This window comes from Aeromicrobium sp. Leaf245, assembly GCF_942548115.1.
Lineage (GTDB): Bacteria > Actinomycetota > Actinomycetes > Propionibacteriales > Nocardioidaceae > Aeromicrobium.
In genome coordinates this window covers 2,498,763-2,512,706 of the sequence record NZ_OW824151.1, presented here as the reverse complement: position 1 = coordinate 2,512,706, position 13,944 = coordinate 2,498,763, and the positions used below count along the sequence as shown (strand labels likewise).

Genomic DNA, 13,944 nt, shown 5'->3' with positions numbered 1-13,944 from the left:
GCATCCCCGTATCGCTCGGCATGCCCGAGGCGCCGCCGCCCGTCCTCACGCCGCGGCGCAAGACCCGCAAGATCAAGGTCGGCTCGATCGACGTGGGCGGCGACGCCCCGGTGTCGGTGCAGTCCATGACCACGACGCTCACCTCCGACGTCAACAGCACCCTGCAGCAGATCGCCGAGCTGACGGCCGCCGGCTGCGACATCGTGCGCGTGGCGTGCCCGAGCCAGGACGACGCCGACGCACTTCCCGACATCGCGCGCAAGTCGCAGATCCCCGTGATCGCCGACATCCACTTCCAGCCGAAGTACGTGTTCGCGGCCATCGACGCCGGCTGTGCCGCCGTGCGCGTGAACCCGGGCAACATCCGCAAGTTCGACGACCAGGTCGGCGCGATCGCGAAGGCCGCCAAGGATGCCGGGGTCTCGCTGCGCATCGGCGTCAACGCCGGCAGCCTCGACAAGCGCCTGCTCGAGAAGTACGGCAAGGCCACGCCCGAGGCGCTCGTGGAGTCTGCCGTGTGGGAGGCCTCGCTGTTCGAGGAGCACGACTTCCACGACTTCAAGATCTCGGTCAAGCACAACGACCCCGTGATCATGGTGAAGGCCTACGAGCTGCTCTCCGAGCGCGGCGACTGGCCGCTGCACCTCGGCGTCACGGAGGCCGGTCCGGCGTTCCAGGGCACCATCAAGAGCGCCGTGGCCTTCGGGCACCTGCTGGGCAACGGCATCGGCGACACGATCCGGGTCTCCCTGTCGGCACCGCCGGTCGAGGAGGTCAAGGTCGGCATCCAGATCCTGCAGTCGCTCAACCTGCGCCCGCGCAAGCTGGAGATCGTCTCGTGCCCGTCGTGCGGTCGCGCGCAGGTCGACGTGTACACGCTGGCCGAGCAGGTCACGGCCGGGCTCGACGGCCTCGAGGTCCCGCTGCGCGTGGCCGTCATGGGCTGCGTCGTCAACGGACCGGGCGAGGCTCGCGAGGCCGACCTCGGTGTCGCCTCGGGCAACGGCAAGGGTCAGATCTTCGTCAAGGGCGAGGTCATCAAGACCGTGCCCGAGAGCAAGATCGTCGAGACCCTCATCGAGGAGGCCATGCGCATCGCCGAGACGATGGAGCCCGTGGAGGGCGCCACCGCCTCGGTCGACGTGTCGGGCTGAGGCCCGGACGACCGGCGCTAGTCGACCACGCTGTCGATCGGCCGTGACCGCGGCGCGGAGGCGTCGTCCTGACCGCGCAGCACCAGTACGGGGCACGACGCGTGTCGGACCAGCCGGTCGCTGACCGAGCCGAGCAGCAGCCCGGCGAAGCCGCCCAGGCCGCGGGGGCCGATCACGACCATGGTGGCGCCGCGCGACGCCTCGAGCAGGGTGTCGTCCGCAGGCCCGTGCACGGCCTCGAGGGTGACCGGCACGTCGGGGTGCGCCGCACGGGCGTCGGCGGTGTCGGCCTCGAGCGCGGCCTGCGTGGCGCGGCCCAGCTCGTCGACGCCCGGGACGAAGCCGGGGCGGGCGTCGGCCGGGCGCGCGGCGGTGGAGATCGACCAGGCGCGCACGACGTGCACGGGCAGACCAGCGGCCTCGGCGTGGTCGAGCGCCCAGGCGAGGGCGGAGTCGGAGAAGCGGGAGCCGTCGTGACCGACGACGAGGGGACCGGGTGACGTCATGACTCATCGTAGGACGGCGTGGGATCACCTCCGGCGCTACGCTGACGAGGTCTCGGCACGCCGTGCTGCGGACGGACGGAGGTGCGCGATGACCCAGCTGGTCGACGCGCGTGCCGGCGCCGGGCCTGGAGACCAGGTGGTCCGAGCGCTGACCCCCGGTGACGTCCCCGACCTCGTGCGCCTCACCGCCCGCGACGCGCGAGCCAACCTCTTCGTCCGGCACCGCGTCGCGGAGACCGGGCTGCGCGACGTGCTGCTCGGCGGGTCGATCCTCGGCTGCTTCCGGGACGGCGTCCTCGTCGCCGCCTGCCACAGTGGCGCCAACCTCGTCCCGGTTCAGGCCGACGCGGTGGCGATCGACGGCTTCGCCGAGCACCTCCTGGCCGCCGACACGGGCCCCGGCGGACGCCGCAGTGCCTCGCTGGTGGGTCCCCAGGAGGCGGTGCTGCGGCTGTGGTCACGTCTGGAGGGGCTGTGGGGCCCGGCGCGCTCGGTCCGGGCCGACCAGCCGTTCCTCGCCATCGACCACGACCCCGCTCTGCCGGCGGACCCGCGGGTCCGCCACGTCATGATCGACGAGGTCGACGCGCTGTACCCCGCCTCCGTCGCGATGTTCCGCGAGGAGGTCGGGATCGACCCGGAGGCCGGCGGGAGCGTCGGCTACCGGGCTCGGGTCGGGCAGCTCGTCGCGCGAGGCTGGGCGTTCGCGATCATCGAGCGCGGCCAGGTGCTGTTCAAGACCGAGGTCGGGGCCGCGGTCGACGGGGTGTGCCAGCTCCAGGGCGTGTGGGTGCACCCGGACCACCGCGGCCGTGGGATCGCAGCCCCGGCACTCGCGGGCGTGGTGCGCCTCGTCCGGCGCGACGTCGCACCCGACGTCACGCTCTACGTCAACGACTTCAACGCCCCGGCTCGCGCCACCTACGACCGCGTCGGGATGCGCCAGGTCGACACCTTCGCCTCGATCCTGCTGTAAGGCGTCCGGAGTCAGTCCGACGTGCTCCACCGGGTGAGCACGGGTGCCGCAGCCAGCAGGGCGGCCAGCGCGGGACGCTGCCCGTCGCCCGCCCGCCAGGTGCGGTAGGCGTCGTCGTGCTCCAGGCTCTCCCAGCGCTCGAGGGCGGTGACGTGCGTGGGGTCCTCGACGTCCGTCAGCACCTCGACCCCGTGGTTGCCGGGGAAGGCCCGGGTCTCGGCGAGGACCTCCTCGAGGACGGCCGGCGCGTCGTCCAGCCGGTCGGGCCGCAGCCGGAGCTCGAGGGTGGCGATGACGGTCATGGAGTACTCCTGGGGCTGGTCGGGTCGGCAGGGCCGGGACCGATCCTTCCACGCGTCACCTCGCTAGGGTGCGGGCATGGATCGTGACGTGAAGGCGCTCGCCGGACTCCTCGCCGCCGCGGGGGTCGCCCACTTCGTGAAGCCGGCACTCTTCGAGTCGATGGTCCCGAGGCCCCTGCCGTACAAGCGCGAGCTCGTCCTGGGCTCCGGCGCGGTGGAGATCGCGTGCGCGGCCCTGCTCGTCCACCCCCGCACCCGTCGTGCGGGCGGGACGGCATCGGCCGCGCTGCTCGTCGGGGTGTTCCCGGCGAACCTGCAGATGGCGGCCGACGCGGTGCGCAGCCGGCGCGCGTCGACGGGGTGGAAGGTCGGCACCCTCGCGCGTCTGCCGCTGCAGGCCCCGCTCGTGCGCACCGCGCTCAAGGCGTCCCGCGGCTAGGACACGCCCTGGCCCCACCCTGGGCCACCTCGCGCGCGAGGTACCGCCGACACCCTCGATAGGGTCGGTCCATGCGCATGTCCCAGCTGTTCCTGCGAACCCTGCGAGACGACCCCGCCGACGCGGAGGTCCCGAGCCACAAGCTGCTCGTCCGGGCGGGCTACGTGCGTCGCGTGGCGCCCGGTATCTACTCGTGGCTGCCGCTGGGGCTCAAGGTGCTCGCCAAGGTCGAGCAGATCGTCCGCGAGGAGATGGACGCCATCGGCTCGCAGGAGGTGCGGTTCCCCGCGCTGCTCCCGCGTGAGCCCTACGAGGCCACCAACCGCTGGGTCGAGTACGGCCCGAACCTGTTCCGGCTGAAGGACCGCCGCGGGACCGACATGCTGCTCGGCCCCACGCACGAGGAGATGTTCGCCCTCCTGGTCAAGGACCTCTACTCCTCGTACAAGGACCTGCCCCTGAGCCTCTACCAGATCCAGACGAAGTACCGCGACGAGGCGCGTCCCCGTGCCGGCATCCTGCGCGGACGCGAGTTCGTCATGAAGGACTCCTACTCCTTCGACGTCGACGACGCCGGCCTGGAGGCCAGCTACCGGGCCCACCGCGAGGCCTACGTCCGGATCTTCGACCGGCTGGGGCTGGACTACGTCATCGTCCACGCCGACTCCGGAGCCATGGGTGGCTCGGCCAGCGAGGAGTTCCTCGCCGTCGCCGAGGTCGGCGAGGACACGTTCGTGCGTTCCCCCGGCGGCTACGCGGCGAACGTCGAGGCCGTCACCACCGTGGTGCCCGACCCCCTGCCCCTCGACGACGCGCCCGCTGCGCACGCCGAGCAGACCCCCGACACCCCCACCATCGAGACGCTCGTCGCGCACCTGCAGGAGCACTTCCCGCGCGAGGACCGACCCTGGCACGCGGGCGACACGCTCAAGAACGTGCTGGTGGTGCTGCGGCACCCCGACGGCAGCCGCGAGCCGCTCGCCATCGGCGTGCCCGGCGACCGCGAGGTCGACCCCAAGCGCCTGGAGACCCAGGTCTCGCCCGCCGAGGTCGAGCCGTTCACCGAGGACGACTTCGCCGCGCACCCGCTCCTGGTCAAGGGCTACATCGGTCCGGCCGCCCTGGGCGCGGAGTCCGAGAGCGGCATCCGCTACCTCGTCGACCCCCGCGTCGTCGAGGGCAGCCGGTGGGTCACGGGTGCGAACGTCCGCGGGTCCCACGTCGTCGATCTCGTGGCGGGCCGCGACTTCACGCCCGACGGCACGATCGAGGCCGCCGAGGTGCGCGCCGGCGACCCGGCTCCCGACGGCTCCGGGCCGCTCGAGCTGGCCCGCGGCATCGAGATGGGCCACATCTTCCAGCTGGGACGCAAGTACGCGCAGGCCCTCGGGCTCCAGGTGCTCGACGAGAACGGCAAGCTCGTGACGGTCACGATGGGCTCCTACGGCGTCGGGATCTCCCGTGCCGTGGCGGCCGTGGTGGAGAGCTCGCACGACGAGATCGGCATCGTCTGGCCCCGCGAGCTCGCCCCCTACGACGTGCACCTCGTCGTGGCGGGCAAGCAGCCCGAGCAGTTCGAGGCCGCCGACCGGCTGGTCGCCGACCTCGAGGCCGCCGGCGTCACCGTGCTCCACGACGACCGGCCCAAGGTCTCGCCCGGCGTCAAGTTCAAGGACGCCGAGCTGCTCGGGATGCCCACGATCGTGGTGGTCGGCAAGGGTCTGGCCGACGGTGTCGTCGAGGTGAAGGACCGCGCGACGGGATCACGACGCGACGTGCCGGTCGCGGGTCTCGTCGACGAGCTGCGCGCCGTGTGCCGCTGATCGACCCGCCGGGCCGGGTAAGGCGGGCCGGGTCAGGCGGGCCGGGTCAGCCGAGTCCGGGGAACGCGGTCGGGGAGGCGCCCCAGTCGACGGCCTCCAGCGCGGAGGCACGCAGCGAGGCCAGGGCCTCGCGGCGGTCGCCGGCTCCGCCGAGCGTCACGAGCGGCAGGGTGGCCGTGCACAGCCGGTCACTGACGTCGGCCAGACGCTGCCGAGCGTCGTCGGCCGTCGCCGGTGCGGTGCCGTAGGACGCCTGCGGGCCCACCGGCGTGGCGCCCGCCGCCGCGACCCGGGCGATCAGGCTGTCCCGCGACCGACGGTGGCGGACGAGGGCGTCGCTCGCGGCGTCGCGCAGGGCCGAGAAGCGACCGGCCACCAGCGAGGCGAGCCAGACCGCCTCGTGCTCGAGGGCGAGGCGCCGTTGGAGGGCGCCGACCGGGGACGGAGTGCTCATGGTCGCGCCCTCAGCCCCGACGTCCGAGCGTCCGGGCGACCTGGGCCTGGCCGGCGGCCAAGGACGCCAGCACCCGCGCGAGGTCGGGGGAGACCGCCGTCAACGCGTCGGACTCGCGGCGTCGCGCGGCGGCGGCGACGGCACGCGCCACGTCGCCGGCGCCGCCGGTGATCTCCGAGGCCGGGGGAGTGGAGCCGCCCGGAGGGCCACCCAGCGCCTCCAGCTGCTCGCGCAGCACGTCCACCAGGGTCTCGTCGGCGCCGCCGAGCTGCTCGACGGCGCTCACCAGCGAGACCTGCTCGGAGGCCGCCGTCCGAAGCAGCGCGGTGTCCGACGCGTCCGGGATCGGGTGCGGGCGGGCGCCGAGTGCACGCAGCAGGTCGTCGTCGCGTCCGGCCACGTGCAGGCCCGCCCCGGCCGCGACGACGGCGAGCCCGGACCCCACGACGACGCGACGGCTGACCACCACGGCAGCCTAGTCCGTGACCGCTAGAGTGGTCGCCTGCGGCAGGCCGTCCCCTCGGCTCGCCGCACGTGACGTGTCGACAACAGAACACAGGAGGCTGCTCGAGATGGCGGACCCGCAGGCCGACCGCGTGGAGGACGAGGTCCGAGGCGCGCTGACGCCGCTCGGACTGGACCTGGAGGCGGTGGAGCTGTCCCGCTCGGGGTCCAAGCGCCTCCTGAGGATCGCGGTCGACGCCGACGGTGGCGTCCCGATCGACCTCATCACCGACGCCACGCGCGTCGTGTCCGCCGCTCTCGACGAGGGCAGCGCCATGGGCGAGGAGCCCTACACGCTGGAGGTCACCTCCCGTGGTCTCGACCGCCCTCTGACCGAGCCCCGGCACTGGCGGCGCAACGCCGGCCGGCTGGTGGCGGTGACGCTTCACGACGGTCCCTCCGTCACGGGGCGTGTCGTGGGCAGCGACGACACGGGCGTCGAGCTCACCGTCAAGGGCCAGCAGCGCCGTCTGGAGTACTCCGAGGTCGCCCGTGCCCTCGTGACGCCGGAGCTGGGTGCCCCCAAGGCCCCCACGACGGGTCGCTCCAAGCAGCCCCGACGGCCGGCGCAGGGCCGGCCCGGCACGTCACGCCCCACCGACCGGAACCGCGAGAAGGACTCCTGATGGACATCGACATGAGCGCACTGCGTGCGCTGGAACGCGAGAAGGACATCTCCTTCGAGGTGGTCGTGGAGGCCATCGAGACAGCGCTGCTGTCGGCCTACCACAAGACGCCCTACGCCCACTCCCACGCGCGGGTCGTGCTCGACCGCGCGAGCGGCCACGTCACCGTGTGGGCGAAGGAGCGACTCGAGCCCGAGCCGCAGGCCCGGCCCGAGACCGCGCCCGAGACCGCGCCCGACACTGGGACCTCGACGGAGACCGGGCAGGAGGGCGCGGCCGAGGACGCAGCGGCCGACACGGACGGGACCGTCGCTGCCCAGCTGGCCCCCGCTCCCACCACCGCCCCGGCCCCGCCGCGGTTCTCCGAGGAGTTCGACGACACCCCCGAGGACTTCGGCCGGTTCGCCGCCGCAGTGGCGCGCCAGCTGATCATGCAGCGTCTGCGTGACGCGGAGGACGAGCAGAAGTTCGGCGAGTTCTCCGGCAAGGTCGGCGACATCGTCTCCGGCGTCATCCAGCAGGGCAGCCGGCCCGGCGACGTCATGATCGACCTGGGCCGTGTCGAGGCGCTGCTGCCGGCGTCCGAGCGCGTGGCGGAGGAGAAGTACGCCCACGGCGAGCGCATCAAGGCCTACGTGTACGAGGTCGAGAAGGGCATGCGTGGGCCGCGGGTCAAGGTCTCGCGCACGCACCCGAACCTGGTGCGCCTGCTGTTCGCGCTGGAGGTGCCCGAGATCGCCGACGGTGCGGTCGAGATCATGGGCGTGGCCCGTGAGGCCGGACATCGCACGAAGATCGCCGTGCGCGCCAAGGCGGCCGGGGTCAACGCCAAGGGCGCCTGCATCGGACCGATGGGCCAGCGCGTCCGCAACGTCATGCACGAGCTGCACGGCGAGAAGATCGACATCGTCGACTACAGCGACGAGCCGGCTGCGTACATCGGTCACGCGCTCTCGCCGTCGCGCGTCAAGCAGGTGACGGTGGTCGATGAGCAGGCTCGTGCGGCGAGGGTGGTCGTTCCCGACTTCCAGCTCTCCCTCGCGATCGGCAAGGAGGGCCAGAACGCCCGCCTCGCCGCGAAGCTCACGGGCTGGCGCATCGACATCCGGTCCGACACCGAGGACCCCTCCGTGGCCGGGGGGGCAGCGCGCCCGTCCGGTGCGTCGAGGCCCGAGAACGGAGCATGAGCGCGGACGGGGTAGACTCGACCCTGGTCACTCGCACGTGCATCGGCTGCCGGTCGCGCGACGCAGTGACCGCTCTGGTGCGACTCGTCGCGGTCCCGGGGGAGACGACCACGGTCGTCACGCCCGATCCACGGCGGTCCATGCCGGGGCGAGGGGCGCACCTGCACCCCGACCCTCGGTGCCTGGAGCTGGCACGTCGCCGCAAGGCGTTCGGCCGGGCCCTCCGCCTGGAGGGACCACTCGACCTGACGCCGCTCGACGCCGTCGCCGACCGCACCACGCACCAGTGACACCGATCCAGGGGGCCACCCGGCCCCACGACCCGAAAACGGAGCAACCGCTCATGAGCTCTCGATGAGAACCAACCGATGAGCCTGCACGTCAACTAGGGTCCGCACCTCCTTCGGGGCGGGCGGACCCCCCTGAAGGAGAACAGTGGCTGTCAGAGTCCACGAGCTCGCACGAGAGCTCGGAGTCCAGAGCAAGGACATCCTGTCCACGTTGAAGGACATGGGTGAGTACGTGAAGTCCGCGTCGTCCACCGTCGAGGCGCCGGTCGTCCGCCGCCTCAAGGAGGAGCACGGCGACACCCTGCGCGACAAGGGTGCGAAGAAGGCTGCCAAGAAGGCGCCTGCGGCCAAGCCGGAGGCACCGGCCCAGGCCGAGGCCACGGCCCCCGAGGCCCCCGCGCCCGTCGAGCAGCCCGCTGCGGCCGAGCCCGCCGCGGAGGCTCCTGCCCCGGCGGCGCCCAAGGCCGCGCCGGCACCCGGCCCGCGTCCCGGTCCGCGTCGTCCGGCCGAGCCGGAGGCCCCGGCGGCCGAGGCCGCTCCGGAGGCACCTGCGGCGCAGCCCGGCCCGAAGCCGGCCGCTCCCGGACCCCGTCCGGGACCGCGCGGTGGCGGTGCCCGCCCGGGCAACAACCCGTTCTCGTCGCGCCAGGGCATGCAGCAGGACCGTCCCCCGCGCCCGCCGGCCGCCCGTGAGGGTGGAGCGGCTCCTGCGCCGGGCGGTCGCCCGGGCATGCCGCGTCCCAACCCGGCCATGATGCCCAAGCAGTCCGGTCTGGCCGGCTCCCGTCCCGGCCCCGGTGGCCGTGGCGGCCCCGGCGGCCGTCCCGGCGGTCCCGGTGGCCGACCCGGTGGCGGCGGCGCTCCCGGCGGTCGTCCCGGCGGTGGCGGTGGCGGCGGCTTCGCCGGTCGTCCCGGCGGCGGTGGCGGCTTCGGTGGCCCCGGCGGTCGTCCCGGCGGCAACCGTCCCGGTGGCCGCGGTGGCACCCAGGGCGCGTTCGGTCGCGCCGGTGGCCCGGTCCGACGCGGACGCAAGAGCAAGCGCGCGAAGCGTCAGGAATTCGACCAGATGCAGGCGCCCGCCATCGGCGGCGTGCGTGTGCGCAAGGGCAACGGCGAGACGATCCGTCTCACCCGCGGTTCGTCGCTGAGCGACTTCGCCGACAAGATCGGTGTCGACGCGGCATCGCTCGTCGAGGTGCTGTTCCACCTGGGCGAGGTCGTCACGGCCACCCAGTCGGCCAACGACGAGACGCTGCAGCTGCTCGGCGAGGAGCTCAACTACACGGTCGAGGTCATCTCGCCCGAGGACGAGGACCGCGAGCTGCTCGAGTCGTTCTCGCTGGAGTTCGGCGAGAACGAGGGCGATGACGACGACCTCATCGCGCGGCCGCCGGTCGTCACGGTCATGGGTCACGTCGACCACGGCAAGACCAAGCTCCTCGACGCGCTGCGCTCCAGCAACGTCGTCGACAAGGAGGCCGGTGGCATCACGCAGACCATCGGCGCCTACCAGGTCGCCACCGAGGTCGACGGCGACGAGCGTCGCATCACCCTGATCGACACCCCCGGTCACGAGGCCTTCACGGCCATGCGTGCCCGTGGTGCGCAGGCGACCGACATCGCGATCCTCGTGGTCGCGGCCGACGACGGCGTCATGCCGCAGACGGTCGAGGCGCTCAACCACGCGAAGGCGGCCGGCGTGCCGATCGTCGTCGCGGTCAACAAGATCGACAAGCCCGACGCCGATCCGACCAAGGCTCGCGGCCAGCTCACCGAGTACGGACTCGTGCCCGAGGAGTACGGCGGCGACACGATGTTCGTCGACGTCTCGGCCAAGGCCGGGACGGGCCTGGAGGACCTGCTCGCCGCCGTCGTGCTGACGGCGGACGCCGAGCTCGACCTGCGCGCCAACCCGACGCAGAACGCCGAGGGCCTGGTCATCGAGGCGCACCTGGACCGCGGTCGCGGCCCGGTCGCCACGGTGCTGGTGCACCGCGGCACCCTGCGCGTCGGCGACTCGCTCGTCGCCGGACCGGCCTTCGGTCGTGTCCGCGCGATGCTCGACGAGCACGGCGAGAACATCGAGGAGGCCACGCCGTCGCGTCCCGCGCTCGTGCTCGGCCTCACAGCCGTTCCCGGCGCCGGCGACAACTTCATGGTCGTCGCCGACGACCGCCTGGCTCGCCAGGTGGCCGAGAAGCGCGAGGCGCGCGAGCGCAACGCACTGCTCGCCAAGCGCAGTGGTCGCCGGACCCTCGAGGACTTCATGTCCTCGATGGAGAAGGGCGAGACCGACGAGCTGCTGCTCATCCTGAAGGGTGACGGCTCCGGCTCGGTCGAGGCGCTCGAGGACGCGCTCGCCAACATCGACGTCGGCGAGGAGGTCGACCTGCGTGTCATCGACCGCGGCGTCGGTGCGATCACCGAGACCGACGTCAACCTGGCTGCCGCGTCGAACGCCGTCATCATCGGCTTCAACGTCCGGCCGCAGGGCAAGGCCACCGAGCTCGCCGACCGCGAGGGCGTCGAGATCAAGTACTACTCGGTGATCTACCAGGCGATCGACGAGATCGAGGCGGCCCTCAAGGGCATGCTCAAGCCCGAGTTCGAAGAGGTCCAGCTGGGCACGGCGCAGATCCGCGAGATCTTCCGCTCGTCCAAGATCGGCAACATCGCCGGCTGCATGGTCACGAGCGGCACGCTGCGGCGCAACGCCAAGGCTCGCCTGCTGCGCGACGGTGCCGTGGTGGCCGACAACCTCGACCTCTCGAGCCTGCGGCGCGAGAAGGACGACGTGTCCGAGGTCCGCGAGGGCTTCGAGTGCGGTCTGGTGCTCCGTGGCTACGGCGACATCAAGATCGACGACGTCGTGGAGATGTTCGAGCTGCGCGAGAAGCCGCGCGCCTGAGGTGACCCGGGTCGGGCCCGACACCCGTCGGGCCCGACCCAGCACCTGTACTGACCCGGCACGAGGGTGCCGGACGAGGAGGAATCATGGCCGGACAGCGCACCCAGCAGCTCGCTGACCGCATCAAGGTGATCATCGCCCAGATGCTCGAGCGTCGGGTCAAGGATCCGCGTCTCGGCTTCGTGACCATCACCGACGTCCGGCTCACCGGTGACAACCAGAACGCCTCGGTGTTCTACACCGTCATGGGTGACGAGCGGGCCATCGCCGACACAGGCGCTGCGCTCCGCAGCGCCACCGGGCTTCTGCGGGCCGAGGTCGGCAAGCAGCTCGGGACGCGGCACACGCCCACGCTCGAGTTCTTCCTCGACGCGGTGCCCGAGACGGCACGCCAGATCGAGGACCTGCTGGCCAGGGCGCGCGAGATCGACGAGCGCGTGGCCGCGGAGTCGGCCGGCGCGCAGTACGCCGGCGACCCTGACCCGTACAAGCAGCCCCGCACGGACGAGTCGTCCGACGAGGACGACGAGGACGACGGACGCGCATGAGCCCCGTGGGGCTGGTCGTCGTCGACAAGCCCGCAGGGTGGACGTCGCACGACGTCGTCGCGCGCACCCGACGCCTGGCCGGGACCCGCAAGGTCGGTCACGCCGGGACGCTCGACCCGATGGCCACGGGTGTGCTCGTGCTCGGGGTCGGACGTGCGACGCGGCTGCTCGGCCACCTGCAGCTGGCCGACAAGGAGTACCTCGCCACGATGCGGCTGGGGCAGACCACCGTGACCGACGACGCCGAGGGGGACCTGCTCGAGCAGGTCGACGCCTCCGGCATCGGCGAGGCCGACGTCCGGGCCGCGGTGCTGCCGCTGACCGGCGACATCGAGCAGGTGCCGACCGCGGTCTCGGCCATCAAGGTCGACGGCAAGCGGTCCTACGCGCGGGTCCGGGCCGGCGAGGACGTCCAGCTGGCGGCGCGGCCGGTGACGGTCTCGACCTTCGAGGTCACCGACGTGCGCCTCGTGGACGTCGACGGCACCCCCGTGGTCGACGTCGACGCCCGGGTCGTGTGCTCCAGCGGCACCTACGTCCGCGCGCTCGCACGCGACCTCGGCGCCTCGCTCGGGGTGGGCGGCCACCTGACCATGCTGCGGCGCACCCGGGTGGGCGGCTTCGGCCTCGACGTCGCCAGCACGCTCGAGGAGCTCGAGCGTTCGTGGACCCACGTGGATCTCGACGCTGCGGCGCGGGCGGCGTTCGTGTCGATCGACCTCGACGAGTCCGCCGCTCAGGAGGTGCGGTTCGGGCGCGCGCTCACCGGCACCGCTCTCGGTCACGACGGCCCGGTGGCGCTGTTCGCGCCCGACGGAGCCTTCCTCGCGCTCTACGAGCAGCGCGGCCCCGACGCCCGGGCGGTCGCCGTCTTCGTGTGAGCGGCACCGAACGAGGACGTGTCGGTCGCACGATGTCCTAGGGTGACGCCGTGGCTCGCATCTCGACCCGAGGTCTCCTCTGGCGCCCCCTGCAGACCTGGTTCCTCTCCGTCGTCGGGATCGTCTCGGGCCTGATGCTCACGACCAAGGTGCGCAAGATCCTGCGCGCCGGCGGGCAGAAGCCCTTCCCGACCGTCGCGCCGCTGACGCTGCCCGTCGGGCAGGAGAACCACGCCACCACGTACACCTACGGCGAGGACCTCTACGCCGACATGCTGGCGGCCATCCGTGGCGCCCGGACCCGTGTGCTCTTCGAGACCTTCATCCTCAAGGCCGACGAGGTCGGTGCCGAGTTCAAGCGGGAGCTCGTGGCCGCTGCCGAACGAGGCGTCCACGTGCACGTGATCTACGACGGGTTCGCCAACCTCGTCGTGCCGCGGTCCTTCCTGCGCTTCCCGCCGAGCGTGCACGTGCTGCGGTTCCCCGTCCTGAACTCCGGGCTGCAACCCTTCAACCCGCGCCGGTGGGGGCGTGACCACCGCAAGATCCTGGTCGTCGACGACCAGGTCGGCTTCGTGGGCGGCTACAACGTCGGGTCGCTCTACGCGACGCAGTGGCGCGACACGCACCTGAAGGTCGAAGGCGCCGCGGTGTGGGACCTCGACAACGCGTTCATCGACTTCTGGAACGACCGCCACCCGGTGCGGATCGAGCCCCTGGGCGAGGCCAGCTGGGAGCCGACGGTGCGGGCCCACCGCAACGTCCCGCAGCAGCTGGTGTTCCCGATCCGCGGGATGTACCTGGAGGCGATCGACCGTGCGCGGCACCACGTGCACATCACGGCGGCCTACTTCATCCCCGACCACGACATCCTGCGGGCGCTCCTCGACGCGCGGTCACGGGGCGTCGAGGTGACGATCATCGTGCCCGAGATCAGCAACCACGTCGTGGCGGACTGGCTGTCGCGCGGGTTCTACGGCGAGCTGTTGAGGCACGGCGTGCGGATCCAGCTGTACCAGGACGCGATGGTGCACGCGAAGACCATGACGATCGACGGCCACTGGTCGACGGTCGGCACCGCCAACATCGACCGACTGAGCCTCACGGGCAACTACGAGATCAACCTCGAGGTGATCGACCCGAACCTCGCCGAGCATCTCGAGCGGGTCTTCGAGACGGACCTGGAGAACTGCCGCGAGCTCACCCTCGAGCAGTGGCAGTCGCGGCCGTTCGTGGCCCGGGCGTGCGAGCTGCTGCTCACCCCGCTGCGACCCCTGCTCTGAGGTGCGTGACCGGTGCGGACCCGCGCATGAGAGTCCTCTCATCGGGGTCTCACGGAGGGCTCA

15 protein-coding genes are annotated in these 13,944 nt (G+C 72.3%); 11 read left to right on the top strand and 4 right to left on the bottom strand.

Translation table 11 applies throughout. The annotated features are described in order from the left end of the window. Window positions 1-2: 2 nt before the first annotated feature. Window positions 3-1,154 carry a flavodoxin-dependent (E)-4-hydroxy-3-methylbut-2-enyl-diphosphate synthase gene (gene ispG, locus NBW76_RS12315; RefSeq protein ID WP_055968544.1) on the top strand — a complete coding sequence of 384 codons (1,152 nt, stop codon included), beginning with the start codon at window positions 3-5 and terminating at the stop codon, window positions 1,152-1,154. Window positions 1,155-1,171: 17 nt separating this feature from the next. Here the strand turns inward: ispG and NBW76_RS12310 are convergent, their stop codons facing one another. Next, the gene (locus tag NBW76_RS12310; RefSeq protein WP_055967394.1) at window positions 1,172-1,660 is read right to left on the bottom strand and encodes a universal stress protein; all 489 of its coding nucleotides are present in this window, start codon (window positions 1,658-1,660) and stop codon (window positions 1,172-1,174) included. Window positions 1,661-1,748: 88 nt separating this feature from the next. Between NBW76_RS12310 and NBW76_RS12305 the strand changes: the two genes are divergently transcribed. Then, complete coding sequence (locus NBW76_RS12305) at window positions 1,749-2,636, top strand: DUF4081 domain-containing GNAT family N-acetyltransferase (protein ID WP_055967397.1); 888 nt, start codon at window positions 1,749-1,751, stop codon at window positions 2,634-2,636. Between the two features lie 11 nt (window positions 2,637-2,647). Here the strand turns inward: NBW76_RS12305 and NBW76_RS12300 are convergent, their stop codons facing one another. Continuing rightward, window positions 2,648-2,938 carry a putative quinol monooxygenase gene (locus tag NBW76_RS12300; RefSeq protein WP_056554180.1) on the bottom strand — a complete coding sequence of 97 codons (291 nt, stop codon included), beginning with the start codon at window positions 2,936-2,938 and terminating at the stop codon, window positions 2,648-2,650. Between the two features lie 76 nt (window positions 2,939-3,014). Between NBW76_RS12300 and NBW76_RS12295 the strand changes: the two genes are divergently transcribed. Both NBW76_RS12295 and NBW76_RS12290 read left to right on the top strand, forming a co-directional pair. Then, entirely contained in the window at window positions 3,015-3,377 is a 363-nt protein-coding gene (locus tag NBW76_RS12295) for a MauE/DoxX family redox-associated membrane protein (RefSeq protein ID WP_055967404.1), read from the top strand. Between the two features lie 77 nt (window positions 3,378-3,454). Beyond that, a complete protein-coding gene (locus NBW76_RS12290; protein ID WP_200931171.1) occupies window positions 3,455-5,200 on the top strand; it encodes a proline--tRNA ligase in 1,746 nt (581 codons plus the stop codon). Between the two features lie 46 nt (window positions 5,201-5,246). Here NBW76_RS12290 and NBW76_RS12285 read toward each other — a convergent pair whose 3' ends face one another. Beyond that, on the bottom strand, window positions 5,247-5,654 hold the full coding sequence (locus NBW76_RS12285) for a DUF4439 domain-containing protein (RefSeq protein ID WP_056554183.1): 408 nt from the start codon (window positions 5,652-5,654) through the stop codon (window positions 5,247-5,249). Window positions 5,655-5,664: 10 nt separating this feature from the next. Beyond that, window positions 5,665-6,120: a hypothetical protein gene (locus tag NBW76_RS12280; RefSeq protein ID WP_156364760.1), complete on the bottom strand. Its 456-nt coding sequence runs from the start codon at window positions 6,118-6,120 to the stop codon at window positions 5,665-5,667. A gap of 106 nt (window positions 6,121-6,226) precedes the next feature. Between NBW76_RS12280 and rimP the strand changes: the two genes are divergently transcribed. The 7 genes from rimP (at window position 6,227) to NBW76_RS12245 (ending at window position 13,881) form a co-directional block, all read left to right on the top strand. Next, window positions 6,227-6,784, top strand: coding sequence for a ribosome maturation factor RimP (gene rimP / locus NBW76_RS12275; RefSeq protein WP_082481894.1), 558 nt, complete (start codon window positions 6,227-6,229; stop codon window positions 6,782-6,784). Next, window positions 6,784-7,971, top strand: a complete 1,188-nt coding sequence (nusA, locus tag NBW76_RS12270; protein WP_056554188.1) for a transcription termination factor NusA — start codon at window positions 6,784-6,786, stop codon at window positions 7,969-7,971. The genes rimP and nusA overlap by 1 nt, the downstream gene beginning before the upstream one ends. After that, window positions 7,968-8,261: a YlxR family protein gene (locus NBW76_RS12265; RefSeq protein WP_082481895.1), complete on the top strand. Its 294-nt coding sequence runs from the start codon at window positions 7,968-7,970 to the stop codon at window positions 8,259-8,261. The genes nusA and NBW76_RS12265 overlap by 4 nt, the downstream gene beginning before the upstream one ends. Window positions 8,262-8,406: 145 nt before the next feature. Next, the gene (gene infB, locus NBW76_RS12260) at window positions 8,407-11,169 is read left to right on the top strand and encodes a translation initiation factor IF-2 (protein WP_056554191.1); all 2,763 of its coding nucleotides are present in this window, start codon (window positions 8,407-8,409) and stop codon (window positions 11,167-11,169) included. An 86-nt stretch (window positions 11,170-11,255) separates the two neighbouring features. Next, on the top strand, window positions 11,256-11,717 hold the full coding sequence (rbfA, locus tag NBW76_RS12255) for a 30S ribosome-binding factor RbfA (RefSeq protein WP_055967423.1): 462 nt from the start codon (window positions 11,256-11,258) through the stop codon (window positions 11,715-11,717). Then, window positions 11,714-12,598: a tRNA pseudouridine(55) synthase TruB gene (truB, locus tag NBW76_RS12250; RefSeq protein WP_056554194.1), complete on the top strand. Its 885-nt coding sequence runs from the start codon at window positions 11,714-11,716 to the stop codon at window positions 12,596-12,598. The genes rbfA and truB overlap by 4 nt, the downstream gene beginning before the upstream one ends. A 50-nt stretch (window positions 12,599-12,648) precedes the next feature. Continuing rightward, window positions 12,649-13,881 carry a phosphatidylserine/phosphatidylglycerophosphate/cardiolipin synthase family protein gene (locus NBW76_RS12245; protein WP_055967429.1) on the top strand — a complete coding sequence of 411 codons (1,233 nt, stop codon included), beginning with the start codon at window positions 12,649-12,651 and terminating at the stop codon, window positions 13,879-13,881. Window positions 13,882-13,944 lie beyond the last annotated feature (63 nt).

Coding starts and splice junctions, on each gene's coding strand:
- NBW76_RS12310 (WP_055967394.1), bottom strand. CDS start 1,660: ATGACGTCACCCGGTCCCCTCGTCGTCGGTCACGACGGCTCCCGCTTC.
- NBW76_RS12305 (WP_055967397.1), top strand. CDS start 1,749: ATGACCCAGCTGGTCGACGCGCGTGCCGGCGCCGGGCCTGGAGACCAG.
- NBW76_RS12300 (WP_056554180.1), bottom strand. CDS start 2,938: ATGACCGTCATCGCCACCCTCGAGCTCCGGCTGCGGCCCGACCGGCTG.
- NBW76_RS12295 (WP_055967404.1), top strand. CDS start 3,015: ATGGATCGTGACGTGAAGGCGCTCGCCGGACTCCTCGCCGCCGCGGGG.
- NBW76_RS12290 (WP_200931171.1), top strand. CDS start 3,455: ATGTCCCAGCTGTTCCTGCGAACCCTGCGAGACGACCCCGCCGACGCG.
- NBW76_RS12285 (WP_056554183.1), bottom strand. CDS start 5,654: ATGAGCACTCCGTCCCCGGTCGGCGCCCTCCAACGGCGCCTCGCCCTC.
- rimP (WP_082481894.1), top strand. CDS start 6,227: ATGGCGGACCCGCAGGCCGACCGCGTGGAGGACGAGGTCCGAGGCGCG.
- nusA (WP_056554188.1), top strand. CDS start 6,784: ATGGACATCGACATGAGCGCACTGCGTGCGCTGGAACGCGAGAAGGAC.
- NBW76_RS12265 (WP_082481895.1), top strand. CDS start 7,968: ATGAGCGCGGACGGGGTAGACTCGACCCTGGTCACTCGCACGTGCATC.
- rbfA (WP_055967423.1), top strand. CDS start 11,256: ATGGCCGGACAGCGCACCCAGCAGCTCGCTGACCGCATCAAGGTGATC.
- truB (WP_056554194.1), top strand. CDS start 11,714: ATGAGCCCCGTGGGGCTGGTCGTCGTCGACAAGCCCGCAGGGTGGACG.